Origin of the sequence: Bacillus cereus group sp. Bc061 (assembly GCF_027715825.1) — a bacterium.
Classification (GTDB): domain Bacteria; phylum Bacillota; class Bacilli; order Bacillales; family Bacillaceae_G; genus Bacillus_A; species Bacillus_A paranthracis.
On sequence record NZ_JAQFTZ010000010.1, the window covers coordinates 135,527 to 149,937 of the forward strand.

Here is a 14,411-nt window from a genome sequence, read left to right on the forward strand (position 1 = left end):
CTTTTTTGTTTATTAGAACTTCCCTCCTATTTATTCAAAACTACGAATTCATTTTACATCACTTTTAACTTTATTTTTCGCAAGGTAAAAATTAACAAAATAACAATAAGAGATTTACTTTTGTTTTTAAATGACTTTATTATCAATATACACTCCCACACAAAAGAAAAAAGCACTAGGTCCCCCCTAGTGCTCTCCCCCTAAAACAAATGACAAGCCACCTCATGCCCCTTCGCAATCTCCACCATCTTTGGTACTTCCTGCGCGCATTTTTCAGTGGCGAATTTGCAGCGTGTTCTGAATTTGCAGCCGGATGGTGAGTTTAGTGGACTTGGTACTTCTCCCTCTAGAATGATCCGATCTTTCCCTGTTTTTGTTGGATCTGGTTCTGGCATGGATGAGAGTAGTGCTTGTGTATATGGATGTGCCGGTTTTGTGTATAGGTCTTCGCTATCGGCAATTTCTACTATGTTTCCTAAGTACATGACTCCGATTCTGTCTGATATGTGTCTTACCATAGATAGGTCATGTGCGATGAATAAGTATGTGACGCCTGTTTCTTCTTGTATGTCTTGCAGCATGTTTACGACTTGCGCTTGGACTGAGACATCGAGTGCTGAGATCGGTTCGTCACATAGGATGAAATCTGGTTTTACAGATAGTGCGCGCGCGATGCTGATGCGCTGGCGCTGGCCTCCGCTAAATTCGTGCGGATAGCGATATAGATGTTCTTCTTTTAGGCCTACCTTTTTGAGCAGGTCTAATATGATTTCTTTCTGTTCTTCTTTTTCATAAGATCCATGAATGTTCATTGGCTCACTAATAATTTGGAATACGTTCATCGACGGATTTAATGATGCGTATGGATCTTGGAAAATGATTTGCATTCGTTTTCGATATTCTTTTAGTTCACTTTCCTTTAAGCTTGCGATGTCTTTTCCGTCGAATAACACGTTACCTGAAGTAACATCATGTAAGCGAATGATGCTTCTTCCTGTCGTTGATTTTCCGCAGCCAGATTCTCCTACTAATCCGAATGTTTCACCTTTTTTAATTGTGAAACTTAAGTCATCGACTGCTTTTAATTGCTCTGTTTTTCTGCCGAATAGTCCTTTTTTAATAGGAAAATACTTTTTTAAGTTCCGAACTTCAATTAAATTTTCTTCATGCATGGGAATCACCTACTGTCTTATCGTTTAACCAGCACATGGAACGCCTTCCGTCTCCGATTTCAAAATACGGTGGACGTTCTTTTTCACAAATGTCCATCGCATGCGGGCAACGCTCTGCGAATGGGCAACCTTGTGGCGGGTGTAATAAGTTTGGCGTTACACCTTTAATTGGTGCGAGCCTTTCTTTTACACCGTTCGATATTTTCGGTAAAGAGTTTAATAGCCCCTTCGTATATGGATGATTCGGCGATTGGAAAATATCAAGTACAGGTCCCTCTTCCATAATAAGACCGCCATACATAACGATAACGCGTGTACAGTTTTGCGCGACTATTCCTAAGTCATGCGTAATAAGAAGTAACGCCATATTCGTTTCATTTTTTAAGTTTTTCATTAAATCTAGTATTTGTGCTTGTATCGTTACATCAAGCGCTGTCGTCGGTTCGTCCGCAATGAGAAGATCAGGGTTACAAGACATTGCCATCGCAATCATAACCCGCTGCTTCATACCACCGCTTAGTTCATGCGGATATTGCTTTACCCTTTCTTCTGGCGATGAAAGACCGACTTGTTTTAACAAATTAACCGCGATCTGCTCTGCTTCTTTCTTTTTTACTTTTTGATGCCGTATAATTACTTCCGTCATTTGCTTCCCAATTTTCACAACTGGATTTAGCGCAGACATTGGATCTTGCGAGATAAGTGAAATTTGATTTCCTCTAATAGAACGTAATTCTTTTTCAGATTTAGAAAGGATGTTTTCATTATGAAAAAGAATCTCCCCTTCTTTCACTTTCCCTGGTGATGCAACGAGGGACATAACGGACTTCGCCATTACACTCTTTCCGCTTCCAGACTCCCCAACGATACCAACTACTTCTCCTTTATTTAAACGAAATGTAACACCACGAACAGCTTCCACTTCTCCACTTTCTATGAAAAAAGAAGTCTTTAAATTTTTCACTTCTAGTAGTTTTTCAGACACGCTTCTCACTCCTTTCACGTAACACTTTAGTTTTCATTTCCAGCCCCTTTTGGTGCGAAAGCTTTCTTCAACGCTTCACCAATTACGTTAAAACTTAGGACTGTTAAAAGAATAAGGAATCCTGGGAAGAGTGTTAAATACCAAGCTTCACCGATATATCCTTGCGCATTGTTTAGCATACTGCCCCAAGAAGAATCTGGTTCTCTAATACCTAAACCTAAGAAGCTAAGTGATGATTCCATTAAAATTGATGTCGCAATCGTTAATGTCGCGGCGATAATAATGGTTGATAAAATGTTAGGAATGATATGTCTTACAATAATCGTGAGTGATTTTTGTCCTGACACTTTTGCATATAAAACGTACTCACGCTCTTTTACAGATAAAGTCTCTGCTCTTACGATACGAGCGGTGTCCATCCATGTTAGTAATCCGATAATAAGAACTAACGTTGTAATTCCTGGTTTTAAATAAGCATTTAATAACAGCATTAAGAAGAATGATGGAATTGACATGAGCACTTCAACAACTCGCATTAAGAAGTTGTCTAACTTTCCGCCAAAATATCCGCTAATCGTCCCAACTGCGGTACCGATTGTAACAGATACAACCATCGCAAGGAAACCGACCGCAAGTGAAACGCGTCCACCATATAACGCCCTCGTTAAATAATCTCTTCCGTAATCATCCGTTCCGAAAGGATGACTCACACTTGGTTCTTGTAAGCGATCTGGAATTGACATTTTACTAGGATCGTAAGGTGATACGAATGCGAAAATCGATGCGACCGTTAAAACCGCCAGTATAATAACTCCCATTAGTACAAACTTATTTTTCGTAAAACTACTTTTTATCGTTTGAAATCTCCTATTATTCATTCCAAATCACCCCCTCATTCGAATGCGCGGATCTACTACGCCATATAAAATATCAGCAATTAAGTTACCGAGAATTAACATGAAGGATGATAGTAATGTAATTGCCATAATAATTGGATAATCAAATCTAAAAATAGCATTTACCCCAAGTGAACCAAGACCTGGCCATGAAAATACTGTTTCCGTAATAAACGCTCCGCCCACTAAACTTGGAATAGATAATCCGAAAATTGTAATAATCGGTATTAATACATTTCGAAGTACGTGGTTAAATAAAACTGTTTTCTTCGAAGCACCGTACGCATATTGAATTTGTACATAGTCTTCTTCTAATTGTTGAATTGTACTGGAACGAATATATCTCATATAAACAGAAACGTTTTGGAACGCAAGCACCATACAAGGTAAAATACCGTGCTGTACAATATCCAAGAAGGAATCTTGGCCGACCGTACGCATACCCATACTCGGAAGAAGATTCAACTTTAAAGAGAACAAGTAGATTAATAGTAACGCGAACCAAAAGACTGGCATTGAGATTCCCACATAAGAAATAAAGTTTACAATGCGATCAAAGATAGAATTCTTTTTCACACCTGTAAGTAGTCCAAGCGGGATTGCAATTACAAATGAGACGAGTAAAGACGATCCCATTAAGCCGATTGTCGCAGGTAACCTTTCTACAATAAGATCTAAAACAGGACGGTGATTTTGCAGTGAGTAACCAAAGTTCCCTGTTACAATATTTTTCAGCCATAAAATATACTGCATATAAATTGGTTGATCGAGCCCTAAACTTTTGCGAATACGCTCAACATCAATCGGACTCATATTCGGTGTGACAAAGTTTCGAACAGGATCACCTGGCGCTAGTTTTATTAATAGAAAAGAAATAATAGAAATAACAAATAAAAGCGGAATTGCATTTAAAAGCCTCTTCGCAATTACTTTATACACAAACTTCCCCCCTCAAGCTAAAGAAGCTGATTTCCACCAGCTTCTTTACTGTTTGTTTCTTATTTCACTTCATAAATCTTAGATACATCTTCAAACATTGTGACAGGAATTGCTTTTGCTTCTTTCAATCCATCAAACTTTTTATCTACTGCAATAACTGCTTTCGGATACGCAATTGGTAGATAAGGTAAATCTTCTCTAGCTGTTTCTTGAATTTTATGATATAGTTCTGCGCGTTTTGTTTTATCTGTTTCAACTGCAGCTTCTTCCCATAACTTATCGAAATCAGCGTTTTTATAACGTGCATAGTTGTATTCAGCATTACTTAAGAATAAGCTCTTATATGAATCTGGCTCAGGTCCCATTATGTAACCACCGAATGTAATATCGAATTCTTTATTCTCTTTATCTAAGCTTTTGTCACTTGCTGCACTAGCATCTAATGCATTCAGTTCAACTTCTAAGCCAACTTCTTTTAACTTTTGTTGTGTATAAAGCGCTAAGCTTTCCATAATTTTATTATTCGTTACATACATAACGCGTACTTTTTCTTTATCTTTCACACCAGCTTTCGCTAATAAATCTTTCGCTTCTTTTTTATCATACTTATAATCTTTAATGTCTTTTGCATAATACATAGCATCTGGCGTTAAAATTGAATTTGCCGGTTCTGCAAATTGACTAGAAACGAATGCTGAGTTAATCATTTCTTTCTTATCTAATGCATGCGCAATTGCTTGGCGCACTTCTTTTTTCTTCATCAGATCTGTATTCATGTTATAAGATAAGTAGAATAATCTACCTTCTGGGAATGTCACCATTGAGAAGTTCCCAGTGCTATCTAATTTCTTAAAGTCTTGTGGCTCAATCATCTTCATGTTGATTTGACCATTTTGTAGTGAAACATTTGCTGTATTACGATCTTTTACAACGCGGTATACGATAGAATCTAATTTAGCTTTACCACCTACATAATCATCAAATCGATCTAATGCAACGTACTCATCTGATTTATACTCTTTAAACTTAAACGGACCTGATCCGACAGGTTGTAAGTTTTTCTTACTCTTCGCTAAATCTGCTTCCCCTTCAAATACATGTTTCGGAATTGGGAAGAAATCATTCATCACACCTTCGAAAGATGCACTTACTTGTGGTAAAACGAATTGAGTTGTTAACTCATCTACCTTTTTCACCTCAAGCGGTTTTCCTTTAAAAACAAAGTTTTCACGACTTGAGCTATTTTGCTTCTCATCTAAAATAGATTGGAATGTAAATGCTATGTCGTCTGATGTAATTTTCTTACCATCATGCCATTTCAAATTATCTTTTAACTTCAATGTCCACGTTAATTGATCCTCTGAAGGCGTAAAGCTTTCAGCAAGAACAAACTTCTTCTTACCGTCTTCCATATGATACAGCGGTGCATATAAAGCTTGCTGCACCGTTAACGACACACGATCATTCGCATAAAGCGGATTCATCGTCTCTGGGTTATCGCTAACGCCAATCGTTAACGTCCCCCCGTCTTTCGGAGTCCCTGATTTACTAGTGCCCGCTTGCTTCGAAGAATCTTTTCCTCCAGAACAAGCCGCTAATGCAATAAGTAGTATTAGGACAAATGGTAATGCAAATAATTTCCGTTTCATCTTTCGGCCCCCTCAAACTAGTTATACCCATAAGAAAACTCGGAATTAATCCCGAGTTTTCTTATAAGTTTTAAATTACCACTACCTCTATATAAAGTCAAACTTTTTCGTAAAACTAGGAAGTTTTTACATATCTATCAAAAATAAATTATAATATCATTATATTAAGTAAAAATAAAACGGGGGGTGATAATGCATGCAATCAAAAATATTAAAAATCAAACTAAACACAGAAAATAAAAACCCTATATATGCAGTAAAACTAGCATGTCCTGAAGGAAAAGAACTTTATATTAAATTCGATTATACATATTGTAATAAAGCCTTTATGCCCTTAGAAGTAGGATACGATGGGCACGATAAGGGCGCAAAACTAGCATGGTATACGAGAGAAATAGAGAAAATGACCGTACAAGATTTTTTAGAAACCATTGCAAACAAAATAAATAAGAAATATGAATTCACATTGCATGCATAATAAATAAGGGGGGAATTCCTCTCCCCTTATTTATTACCCCTCAACCCAAACAAAAAAAGACCACCAAAAGGCAGCCCCTCTCAAAACTCAATCCTCTCCCCAACTCCGCGCTCCACCGCTCTCTCATACAAATACTTCGCAACAATTATATCCACTACCGCCAAACCAACCGATTTAAAAACAGTAATCTCTTCATCGTTTTCGCGGCCGGCTTTTTCTCCGCTTATAATTTGACCGAGTTCGGCGTGGAGGTTGCTAGCTTCGAATAGACCTTCTTTTATCGGAACTTGAAGGTCCCCTGTTTCTTCTAGTGCTGCTTCTTTTGATTCGACTACTAATTTGTTTGCATTACCAATAGCGTGGGATGGTAGTTCTTGCATACTTGGCCTGAATGAACCGACGGCGTTTACGTGGACGCCTTTTTGTAGTTTTTTTGAGAAGACTGGTGTGGATGCGTTCGTAGTTGTGACGATGATGTCTGCTTCGCTTATTGCTTCATTTGCGTTTTTGTGAACATAAGTAGGTGTATTGAATCTCTTTTGTATATATTGCGAGAATGCATATGCTTTTTCTTCTGTTCGGTTGTATAACATGACTCTTTCAATATGTCTAACTGCAAATACAGCTTCCGCAATTCCCTTCGCCTGTTCTCCTGTCCCGATAATACATAACGTTTTTGCGGTATGACGAGCTAAATGTTTTGTCGCTACTCCTGATAAGGCGCCTGTTCGAATCATCGTTAAGTACGAGCCTTCTAAAAGTGCGAGCGGTTCTCCCGTTTGAAAGTCGGATAGCATCACAATCCCGTTTATCGTTTTCTTTCCTATCTTTTTGTTCTCGGGCACTACTGTTACTACCTTTAAGCCAAGTGCCTCAAGTCCTTCCGCTACTGAGGGCATAATTAATGCAGTATTTTTCTCATTCGCAAATGGTAATGAAGTACGTATTGGCGTGATTGTTCTTTCTGCGGAAAACTCTTTTAAGGCAAGCGCCGCATATTCAATGACTTCATTCATATTTACTAAGTTTCGTTGTTCGTTCGCGCTTAGGACTAGCATATCTTTCCACCTCCTCCTCTTATCCTAACAAAAATCCCCGATTCAAATCATCTCTCGGGTCTACAACGAACTGATGAAAACCTGTAATAAATGCATTCCCTGTTACTTTCGGAACGGCAGCTTCATATGTATGTACCGCTGTTACCGACAATACTTCCCCCTCAAATTTCCCGTCAGTAATGCATTCGTGGATGAATATTTCTCCCTTTTGTAAAATACCTTTTTCAAAAAGGGTTGCGATTCTTGCAGAAGTTCCTGTGCCGCAAGGAGAACGATCTACTTGCCCGTCAGCGAAGATCGTTACATTTCGCAATGTTGCGCCTTCCCCTTTCGGCTCATCTGAAAAAATAACGCCGTATATTCCTTTTAACCCTTCTTCAAGCGGGTGCTTCACTTCCATCTGACTCTCAATGTAGCGCTTAATTTTACCGCCCCACGTTTGAATAGCAGCTAAGTCTTTAAAATCAACTTTCAAACCCAATTCTTTACTATCCACAACAGCGTAAAAAGCTCCGCCAAATGCGATATCTACTTGAAACTCATAGTTATCTATTTTAATAGGAACGTCTTTTTTGTATACAAATGAAGGAACATTTTCAAATGATACGGAATCTACTTCACTCCCCCTATATGTTGCGTACGCAATGACTTCCCCAGCAGGGCTATCAATAATGAACTTTTGTTTCTCACCTGTCACTTCAAACATACCTGTCTCAATTCCGACTGTAATAACAGCGATAATGCCGTGTCCACACATCGTACTCCATCCTTCATTGTGCATAAATAACACACCAAAATCAGCGTGAGCACTCGCAGGCGGAGTAATGATACAACCGTACATACCGTGATGTCCTCTCGGTTCATACATAAGAACCTCGCGAAGATGATCCAAATGTTCCATGCAGTATGCCCGTCTTTCTAGCTGCGTTTCTCCCTTTATTTCTGGCACACCTCCTGTAATAATTCGAAGTGGTTCCCCAGCTACGTGTGCATCAATTGTTGTATACACTTTACTAACCTTCATTTCTATCTCTCCCCTATATGTTGATACTATTTTTATTGCAAGTATCATGCCAACGCATAGGGTATAAATTTGTATACATTGTTTAAAAAAGCATACACTACTGTCTATTTTTTTATACACGATCCAGAAGCTATTTTATGGAACCACTTGATACAGCCAGGCTTATTATTTTCACTGGAAAGTTACTTCCACCCCCAACATATACTGTTCAAAAGCAAAAAGGAAGTGATCCAATGTATTACGGAACAAAAGGCTGGTACGTAGCTGAACTAAAAAAATTAGGCGTGCGTTATCATGAAGGACGCAAACTAGAAAGTTACCGCGGACACATCTTGCGCAATTTACTACTTGCACAACAAGAGAAATTAAAAGAACAGTAATATACTAATGTAACGATATCGACGATTCTCGGAATATATCAGCGATTTCACACAATATATCGGCGATTTTTTAAATATATCGGCGATTCGACATGGAATATCGACTTACCGACAAATTTCGCCAAATCCCTCCTCCATTCCACCAACCAATCACACATTCATACAAAGCAAAAAAAGGTCACCCAAACGGGTGACCTTTCTTCCTTATTCACAAACAAGAATTTGTCTAGAAAATGTTCCTTTTTTTGTAGTGCAGCGATCTGTAATTTCAAATCCTGCTTCATGAATCATATCGTCCATTGTTTCCATTGTAACAACGACTACCTTTTTAGCAATGCGGCGCGCGCTTGAAAGAATGGAGAGCTGATTTTCTGGTGTTGCGTGCGTAAATAAGTCATATGGCATGTCGATAATTGCGACGTCGTAATTATCCGTAATCTCCTCGATCGGGCCTTTCGTTATCGTCCCATCGAATCCGAAGTGTGCAATATTTTCTCTCGCTCCAATCGCAACGAGCGGGCTTATATCTCTACCAACGATGTTAATTCCCATCGAAAGAGCTTCTACTACAACCGTTCCAATGCCGCAGCACGGATCAATCGCTCTTACTCCCTCTGGATTTGGCACCGCAATATTTGCAACGGATCTTGCAACGCGTGTGCTAAGAGATGTCGAATAGCTACGTGGTTTTTTTATGTGGTGATACCAAACTGGTTCACTTTCTACATAGTGCCCGAAATACCAGCGTCCTCCAAGAGGAACAATCCCGAATACACGCTCTGGATTACGAACATCCGCTTCTCCTTCAATATGCATGCCGAGGTCTCGCTCTATCAGACGTCTTTCTCCATATTCAATTTTATTCTCTCCAACAAGGTCATTAATTTTAACGAAGATAACTTTGAACGTCGCCCCCGCCAAATCAATTTGTTCTACTTGTTCCAAAATACTTTCTAAGTCGTCTCCTTCATACATAACCTCAACGCGCTCTTTCATAAAAGGACTTCTACTCGGGTCAATTTTGACATCACTTTTCAAAATATTAACGTGGGACTCCATTCCAAAGAACGAGCGCATTTCTAAGTAACATAAAGCACGCTCCTCCTCACGAAATGCATACGTATATATACATGCAGGTGTTTTCCTATGATTATTCAATCTATGATCATCCTCTATATCGTTATAATTACAATACTTTCTTATATAAAATTAAATGATATCACATGCCTGAAATAAAGAGAAACGTTAATAAATAAAAGAGACTGCCTATTGGCAATCTCTTTTATTGTATTAACGGAAAGAAGATACGTTATTACCCTTTGCTTCGTAATAGTCTAAAATACCTTGATAAATTGCTTCTGCTGCACTTTGTTTCTGTGCTGGTGTAGCTATTTTATTTGCATCATTCTTATTATCTACAAATGCTAATTCTGCTAATACAGCTGGCATTGTATTATATTTTATTACGTACCAATTATCCTTTTTCACACCACGGTCATATGTCCCAAGTGCTGCTACAAGGCGTTTTTGAATTTTTTCTGCTAATAAGCGACTGTCTTCCGTATGTGGATTCGTTGATCTTGTCGGTGCTGCTGCATAATAGAATGTTTCTGTACCGTGTCCATTTTTTTCATCCGAACCGTTACCGTGAATACTTACGAAAATATCACCCTTATTTTCATTAGCAAATTCTACTCTTTTTCTTAAAGAATCACTAGCATCTACTCCTGGGCGTGTATCATTCGTACGTGTTAACTTAACAGTAAATGGTGTCTTTTTCTCAAATAGTTTTTGTAATCGTAAAGATGTATCTAATACGATTTGACTTTCTTTCTCGTAATAACCAACATTACCCGAGTCAATTCCACCGTGACCTGGATCAATAATAATCGCTTTACCTTCTAAGAAGTTCTCTTGTTTTACTGGGTTTAATTGATTTTTATCAACCCATTGGAAACCAGCGCCTACGCGGATACGAATCCAGCTTCCACTCTCTTCCATAACCGTTACTGTTTGTGCATTATATGTACCTAGCACTTTAGAACTATGTGAAGCTGTTTCATAAGTAGTAAATCCTTCATTAATCGTTTCTGTTTTTTCTGTTAGAGGTGTCCACTTCTCACCTTTACTTGTTACAATTTTTAACCAGCCGTCTGCTCTTTGTTCTTTCACTACAACCATTTGTGGCTTATGCTGAACATCAGTAATACCAGATGATAATGATGGTTGATGATATGTAATAAAGTTTCTGTTCATATACATTCTTTTTGATGTATCTGTTTTATTTTGATCAGCCATCGCAATAAACTGAGCTGCTTCTGCACGAGTTACAGTTCCTTCAGGCTCCCAGCCATTTCCCGTACCTTTAGAAATCTCTAAAGCTACTAAAATATTAGCTTGTTTCTTACCCCAATGAGGTTCCAAATCTTTAAACTGTGTTGGAAGTTCTCCAATAATTTTCTTATCTAATGAGTATGCTTGTACTAACATAGATGCCATAGATGCACGGTTAATTTTGCTTGATGGATTAAATTTACCAGTACCATCTCCACTAATTACACCTGCTTTTTCCACTGCAGCAATGTACGGAGCTGCCCAATGGTTTTGTGCATCTTTAAAAGATGGCTTTGCTTTTGGATCAATTGGTAAACCAAGAACGACTGCTAAAATTTTTGCAGCTGATCCTCTATCTACTGCTTCAGATGGAGAAAACGTTCCATCTGGCTTTCCATCAAGCGCCTTTTTTCCTACTAAATAATCAACTGATTGTTGCGCCCATGAAGGAACATCCGAAAACTTCTTCGCTGCTGCGAAACTACTTACTGGAGACGATAATAAACTTGCGGCTAAAATACCTGCCGCGACTGCACGATACTTCATAAAAAATAATACTCCTCTCGACAATCATCTTTTAATAACGCGTAATCTTAATATATAAATCCCTGCAAATTCGAACAAAAAAAATTAGTGCGCCTCTATTATTTTATAATACTCGAATTATGTAGTAAACCTAATTTCTTAATATTGTAAAATAAATTACAATTAATTTACTCTTTGTTAAATAAAGTCGATTTCTCTGCAAACAAAAAATAGGCTACTAGAGGTAGCCTATTTCTTTTCTTATTCTGCAATCATCTCTGATAATACATATGCATAAACAAGTGCTTCTGTATGAGCAATCGAACTTTCATGTGTACGCTCAAATGCATGAGAAGAATCAATACCTGCTCCAATTAATGCATGTTTCACATCAAATCCAGCGCGAATTGCAGCTGATGCATCCGATCCATAGTACGGATAAATATCTACTTTATATTCAATATTGTTCGTTTTCGCAAGCTCTACTAAATGTTTACGTAGTGCATAATGATACGGACCACTAGAGTCTTTTGCACAAATAGATACTGTATACTCGTCAGATGCTTGTCCATCACCTAGCGCTCCCATATCAACCGCTAAATATTCAACCGTTTCTTCTGGAATGTTAGAGTTACCACCGTATCCAATCTCTTCATTGTTAGAAATTAAGAAATGAGTTGTATATGGTAATGTTACGTTTTCATCTTGTAATCGCTTAATTAATTTTAATAGAATCGCAACACTTACTTTGTCATCTAAATGACGTGATTTTATGTATCCACTCTCTGTAATTTGAACGCGCGGATCAAATGAAACGAAGTCTCCTACTTCAATTCCTAATTCACGTACTTCATCAGCTGAAAATACGCGCTCATCAATACGAACCTCGATATTTTTCTCATCACGTTTCGCTTCACCTGCATCTTTATATACATGCACAGATGTTTGATGCATTAAAATCGTTCCTGTATACGTCTTACCGCTTGATGTTTCAATTTCACAATATTCTCCTTCTACAGAGTTCCAGCGAAATCCGCCAATCATAGAAAGACTGAGACGACCGTCAGGCTTAATTTCTTTCACCATCGCACCTAACGTATCAACGTGTGCTGTTAATAAGCGGTGCTGTGCATCATTTTTCCCTTTTACCGTTAAAATAAGAGCACCTTTATTGTTACGCTTCGTTTCTACGTTCCACTCACTTACATAGTTTTCAATAAAACGAATAATTTTCTCTGTATTTCCAGACGGACTTGGGATAGAGACAAGCTCCTTAATCAGTTCCATCGTTTCTTTCGCATAATGTGCCATTGTCGTTTCCTCCTCATTTCTTCTATTATTTAGTATACAAAATTTGCTAGAAAACCTCTACTCATATAGTTTAATTTTCTAAATTATAGTAAAATTCACTTTAGTATATAAAAGGAGTTATACAATATGAATATATTAAAAAAATATGTACACATTGCACTCATTTGGTTTTTAGCATCATTACTTTGTTTACAAGTTTCTTATGCAGTTCATACTACTACTTCTATTACAATTGGCTGGGTATTAACAGCTATCTTCTTCATGATTAGCTTAATTGCAACAAAAAAGCATAGCGTTAATGCGTAACGCTATGCTTGCCCTACAAATCTATTCTTCTGAAACATCTAATAAATAAATGCCTCTTTCAAACCCACCGCGCTCTATTTCTTTCTGCTTACGAAGACGTTCTACATCTTCAATTGTTGCACCTTCTGCACGCGCTAATGAGATGATTACTTCCAGTGCATCCGCAAGAGAATCAAGCGCATGTTCACGCTCTTTCATAGAAGCAAATTCACGAATTTCTTCTGTTCCAATTTTCGCTAAAGCTTGTATGTATGCTTGTCCTGTTAATTTTTGTGCTGTATATGTTTTTCCAGACATTAAAATCTTCTCTGGAACACGATCTCTTACTAACTTGTTATATGCTGACATCATCCATCCTGGTTTAAAATTCTTATAAAAATCTATAAATTGTTGGCGAACCAAGTCAAATGCCAACTACCGAAAAGGAATCTCACCTTTTTCCTGTCCGTAAGATTTGTGACCTTTTCATCCACCTATTGTGAAAGAATGACGGCAGGTTCCTGTTAGGAACGATCTGTCCTTGCATACTACCATTCATCCAAGTCAGCACTATGCAAGAGGTTATAAGAAATAAACCAGTACCTCCCTTCTATATTTAAATTTTAAATAATAATTGTTGATTGTTCATATAAACAGTTTTGTGAAGAATACTCCACAATTTCCAATTATGATGATCTTTCCATGTTTTAATCGTTTGTAGCCATTTTTTATATACTTTTTTCGTATTCGTATCCTTTTCGCTTTCTTCCATGGAAGCGAAAAGAATACGGAGTTTTATTGTAATTTTGTTTTTTAATAATAGAACAACTTCTTTAGGTAATCTTTCTTGGAAACCTAATCCACGTCTTGCGATTGTGAACGCAGCGGTTTCGTGAACACTAATACCAAACTTTTTACTATATTTTAATTTTCCGATCACACTTGTATAGGCAGGATTTACTGTTTTGACAGAAAATCCGTTACGAAGAGCCATACGAATTAAACTATCCAACATTTTTTTATACGTAAATTGATGAAATTTACGATTGCTATATTTATCAGTATCATGAGACTGTTGGAATTTCAAATCCTCTAAAACAATACCACCTACATTGTTTTCTATTAACCATTTTTTGATTTGTTGTACGATTTGTCCGATTACTGTTGTGCGTTTGTTTGTTGAAAATGTATCAAGATTGTGTAAGTAAAAAATCTTCGAACCCTTAAAATTACCTTGTTTTGTACATAAACTAACTGCAATGCAGTCCGGATTTACATCAATTCCTGCAATTACATCTGATTGTGGTGTTTCCTTGAAATCTAGTACACGACCTATTTCTGTTTCATCAAACGTAATATTTACATAAAATTCATT

Annotated in this window: 15 protein-coding genes; 3 read left to right on the forward strand and 12 right to left on the reverse strand. The window is 37.5% G+C overall.

The features are described 5' to 3' along the window. Nucleotides 1-200: 200 nt before the first annotated feature. The 5 genes from PDQ40_RS23565 to PDQ40_RS23585 are packed head-to-tail and all read right to left on the reverse strand — an operon-like array spanning nt 201 to nt 5,641. On the reverse strand, nt 201-1,172 hold the full coding sequence (locus PDQ40_RS23565) for an ABC transporter ATP-binding protein (RefSeq protein ID WP_000544145.1): 972 nt from the start codon (nt 1,170-1,172) through the stop codon (nt 201-203). Beyond that, on the reverse strand, nt 1,165-2,157 hold the full coding sequence (locus PDQ40_RS23570; protein ID WP_270691683.1) for an ABC transporter ATP-binding protein: 993 nt from the start codon (nt 2,155-2,157) through the stop codon (nt 1,165-1,167). Before PDQ40_RS23570 ends, PDQ40_RS23565 begins: the two co-directional genes overlap by 8 nt. Nucleotides 2,158-2,183: 26 nt before the next feature. Further along, a complete protein-coding gene (locus PDQ40_RS23575) occupies nt 2,184-3,035 on the reverse strand; it encodes an ABC transporter permease (protein ID WP_001065312.1) in 852 nt (283 codons plus the stop codon). A gap of 6 nt (nt 3,036-3,041) precedes the next feature. Then, nucleotides 3,042-3,992: an ABC transporter permease gene (locus tag PDQ40_RS23580; protein ID WP_000278767.1), complete on the reverse strand. Its 951-nt coding sequence runs from the start codon at nt 3,990-3,992 to the stop codon at nt 3,042-3,044. Between the two features lie 59 nt (nt 3,993-4,051). Next, nucleotides 4,052-5,641 (reverse strand): ABC transporter substrate-binding protein, encoded by a 1,590-nt coding sequence (locus tag PDQ40_RS23585; protein ID WP_193635048.1) that lies wholly within the window; start codon nt 5,639-5,641, stop codon nt 4,052-4,054. 196 nt (nt 5,642-5,837) lie between these two features. On the opposite strand from PDQ40_RS23585, the gene PDQ40_RS23590 reads away from it, so the two are divergent. Beyond that, nucleotides 5,838-6,119: a hypothetical protein gene (locus PDQ40_RS23590; protein WP_001190848.1), complete on the forward strand. Its 282-nt coding sequence runs from the start codon at nt 5,838-5,840 to the stop codon at nt 6,117-6,119. Between the two features lie 80 nt (nt 6,120-6,199). Here the strand turns inward: PDQ40_RS23590 and PDQ40_RS23595 are convergent, their stop codons facing one another. Next, entirely contained in the window at nt 6,200-7,177 is a 978-nt protein-coding gene (locus PDQ40_RS23595; RefSeq protein WP_270691684.1) for an ornithine cyclodeaminase family protein, read from the reverse strand. Nucleotides 7,178-7,196: 19 nt separating this feature from the next. Beyond that, nucleotides 7,197-8,249 (reverse strand): proline racemase family protein, encoded by a 1,053-nt coding sequence (locus PDQ40_RS23600; RefSeq protein WP_333563973.1) that lies wholly within the window; start codon nt 8,247-8,249, stop codon nt 7,197-7,199. An 89-nt stretch (nt 8,250-8,338) separates the two neighbouring features. Here PDQ40_RS23600 and PDQ40_RS23605 point away from each other — a divergent pair, with 89 nt between their 5' ends. Next, a complete protein-coding gene (locus tag PDQ40_RS23605) occupies nt 8,339-8,581 on the forward strand; it encodes a YflJ family protein (RefSeq protein ID WP_000433496.1) in 243 nt (80 codons plus the stop codon). Nucleotides 8,582-8,785: 204 nt separating this feature from the next. Here the strand turns inward: PDQ40_RS23605 and PDQ40_RS23610 are convergent, their stop codons facing one another. From PDQ40_RS23610 to PDQ40_RS23620, 3 genes are all read right to left on the reverse strand, one after another. Next, the gene (locus PDQ40_RS23610; RefSeq protein WP_001059296.1) at nt 8,786-9,739 is read right to left on the reverse strand and encodes a TRM11 family SAM-dependent methyltransferase; all 954 of its coding nucleotides are present in this window, start codon (nt 9,737-9,739) and stop codon (nt 8,786-8,788) included. Between the two features lie 132 nt (nt 9,740-9,871). Continuing rightward, on the reverse strand, nt 9,872-11,461 hold the full coding sequence (locus PDQ40_RS23615) for an N-acetylmuramoyl-L-alanine amidase (protein ID WP_000877253.1): 1,590 nt from the start codon (nt 11,459-11,461) through the stop codon (nt 9,872-9,874). Nucleotides 11,462-11,701: 240 nt separating this feature from the next. Beyond that, entirely contained in the window at nt 11,702-12,751 is a 1,050-nt protein-coding gene (locus tag PDQ40_RS23620) for a M42 family metallopeptidase (protein ID WP_000951655.1), read from the reverse strand. A 126-nt stretch (nt 12,752-12,877) separates the two neighbouring features. Here PDQ40_RS23620 and PDQ40_RS23625 point away from each other — a divergent pair, with 126 nt between their 5' ends. Then, entirely contained in the window at nt 12,878-13,057 is a 180-nt protein-coding gene (locus PDQ40_RS23625; RefSeq protein WP_001023486.1) for a hypothetical protein, read from the forward strand. A gap of 21 nt (nt 13,058-13,078) precedes the next feature. Here the strand turns inward: PDQ40_RS23625 and PDQ40_RS23630 are convergent, their stop codons facing one another. Continuing rightward, the gene (locus tag PDQ40_RS23630; RefSeq protein WP_001277353.1) at nt 13,079-13,405 is read right to left on the reverse strand and encodes a nucleoside triphosphate pyrophosphohydrolase; all 327 of its coding nucleotides are present in this window, start codon (nt 13,403-13,405) and stop codon (nt 13,079-13,081) included. A 247-nt stretch (nt 13,406-13,652) separates the two neighbouring features. Beyond that, the coding region (locus PDQ40_RS23635) for an IS200/IS605 family accessory protein TnpB-related protein (protein ID WP_270691685.1) at nt 13,653-14,411 on the reverse strand (759 nt) is incomplete at its 5' end.

What these genes read in the sequence shown, in the direction of transcription:
- PDQ40_RS23565 (WP_000544145.1), bottom strand. Translation starts at nt 1,172, where the DNA reads ATGCATGAAGAAAATTTAATTGAAGTTCGGAACTTAAAAAAGTATTTT.
- PDQ40_RS23575 (WP_001065312.1), bottom strand. Translation starts at nt 3,035, where the DNA reads ATGAATAATAGGAGATTTCAAACGATAAAAAGTAGTTTTACGAAAAAT.
- PDQ40_RS23585 (WP_193635048.1), bottom strand. Translation starts at nt 5,641, where the DNA reads ATGAAACGGAAATTATTTGCATTACCATTTGTCCTAATACTACTTATT.
- PDQ40_RS23590 (WP_001190848.1), top strand. Translation starts at nt 5,838, where the DNA reads ATGCAATCAAAAATATTAAAAATCAAACTAAACACAGAAAATAAAAAC.
- PDQ40_RS23595 (WP_270691684.1), bottom strand. Translation starts at nt 7,177, where the DNA reads ATGCTAGTCCTAAGCGCGAACGAACAACGAAACTTAGTAAATATGAAT.
- PDQ40_RS23600 (WP_333563973.1), bottom strand. Translation starts at nt 8,249, where the DNA reads ATGATACTTGCAATAAAAATAGTATCAACATATAGGGGAGAGATAGAA.
- PDQ40_RS23605 (WP_000433496.1), top strand. Translation starts at nt 8,339, where the DNA reads ATGGAACCACTTGATACAGCCAGGCTTATTATTTTCACTGGAAAGTTA.
- PDQ40_RS23615 (WP_000877253.1), bottom strand. Translation starts at nt 11,461, where the DNA reads ATGAAGTATCGTGCAGTCGCGGCAGGTATTTTAGCCGCAAGTTTATTA.
- PDQ40_RS23620 (WP_000951655.1), bottom strand. Translation starts at nt 12,751, where the DNA reads ATGGCACATTATGCGAAAGAAACGATGGAACTGATTAAGGAGCTTGTC.
- PDQ40_RS23625 (WP_001023486.1), top strand. Translation starts at nt 12,878, where the DNA reads ATGAATATATTAAAAAAATATGTACACATTGCACTCATTTGGTTTTTA.
- PDQ40_RS23630 (WP_001277353.1), bottom strand. Translation starts at nt 13,405, where the DNA reads ATGTCAGCATATAACAAGTTAGTAAGAGATCGTGTTCCAGAGAAGATT.